The organism is Nocardiopsis rhodophaea, from assembly GCF_039530945.1.
In the GTDB taxonomy this organism is placed as follows: Bacteria; Actinomycetota; Actinomycetes; order Streptosporangiales; family Streptosporangiaceae; genus Nocardiopsis_C; species Nocardiopsis_C rhodophaea.
The window spans coordinates 1-1,205 of record NZ_BAAAPC010000052.1; the positions used below are offsets into that span (position 1 = coordinate 1).

Here is a 1,205-nt window from a genome sequence, read left to right on the forward strand (position 1 = left end):
GCGGTGGTTTCTAGTGTTCAGTGCAACTTGTGTTGTCGCTGAATGCTAGGGGTGGATTGTGGCCCAACCGGGCGTCTTGACGCTGGGACACCGCCAGGTGCTGGAGAACATGTGGGGCCAGGGCGCCAGCCTGGCCCGCATCGCCCAGGCACTGGGCATCAGCCGCGCTACCGTGGGCCGGGAGCTGGACCGCAACCACGCCCACCACCGCGGGGCGCGCAACCCGCGGATGCACGACTACCCGGTGGGCCACCGGCTGCGGCGCCGCTACGCGGTGGGCTACCGGGCCTCCTGGGCCCAGGCGCGCACCGAGGGCCGCGCCCGCCGCCCGAAGCAGGCCCGCCTGGCCCATCCCGGGCTGCTGCGCGCCCTGGTGCTGGCCCGCCTGGCCGACCGGTGGTCCCCGGCCCAGATCGCGGCCTGGCTCAAACGCGCCTTTCCCACCGAAACGGAGCTGCACGTGAGCCACGAGACCATCTACCAGGCGATCTATGTGCAGTCCCGGGGCAGCCTGCGCGCGCTGCTCAAACGGGTGGCCCACGGGCAGGAGGCGCTGCGCACACGGCGCGCGGCACGCCGCCCCCAGGGGCGCGGGGCCCGCGCCGGGCGGGGCGCCAAGCCCTGGGTGGAGGGGCTGCATATCTCGGCCCGCCCGGCCGAGGCCGCTGACCGGGCGGTGCCCGGGCACTGGGAGGGCGACCTGCTCATCGGCAAGGACGGGGCATCGGCGATCGCCACCCTGGTGGAACGCTCGACCCGGTATGTGGTGCTGTGTGCGCTGCCCGAGGGGCGCGAGGCGGTGGCGGTGGCCGCGGCGCTCTCAGCGGCGGCGCAGCGGGTTCCGGAGCATCTGCGGTCCTCGCTGCTGCGCTCGTTGGCCTGGGATCAGGGCACCGAGATGGCGCGGCATGCGGCCTTCACGGTGGCCTCGGGGTGCCCGGTGTTCTTCTGCGATCCGCATTCGCCCTGGCAGCGGGGGTCGAATGAGAATACCAACGGGCTGTTGCGCCAGTACTTTCCCAAGGGGGAGTTCGATTTCTCCGCGATCGGCCAGCAGGGGCTGGACCGGGTGGCGTTTGAGCTCAACACCCGGCCGCGCCAGACGCTGGGGTGGGATACCCCGGCCCAGCGTCTGGCCGAGCTGATCGCTCCCGACCCGGTGGCGTGAGCCATGGTTGCACTCACCACTTGACGCGGCCCGCCGG

1 protein-coding gene is annotated in these 1,205 nt (G+C 72.7%); it reads left to right on the forward strand.

The features are described 5' to 3' along the window. Positions 1-58: 58 nt before the first annotated feature. Positions 59-1,168 (forward strand): IS30 family transposase, encoded by a 1,110-nt coding sequence (locus tag ABD259_RS25600; RefSeq protein ID WP_344109758.1) that lies wholly within the window; start codon positions 59-61, stop codon positions 1,166-1,168. Positions 1,169-1,205: the final 37 nt, after the last annotated feature.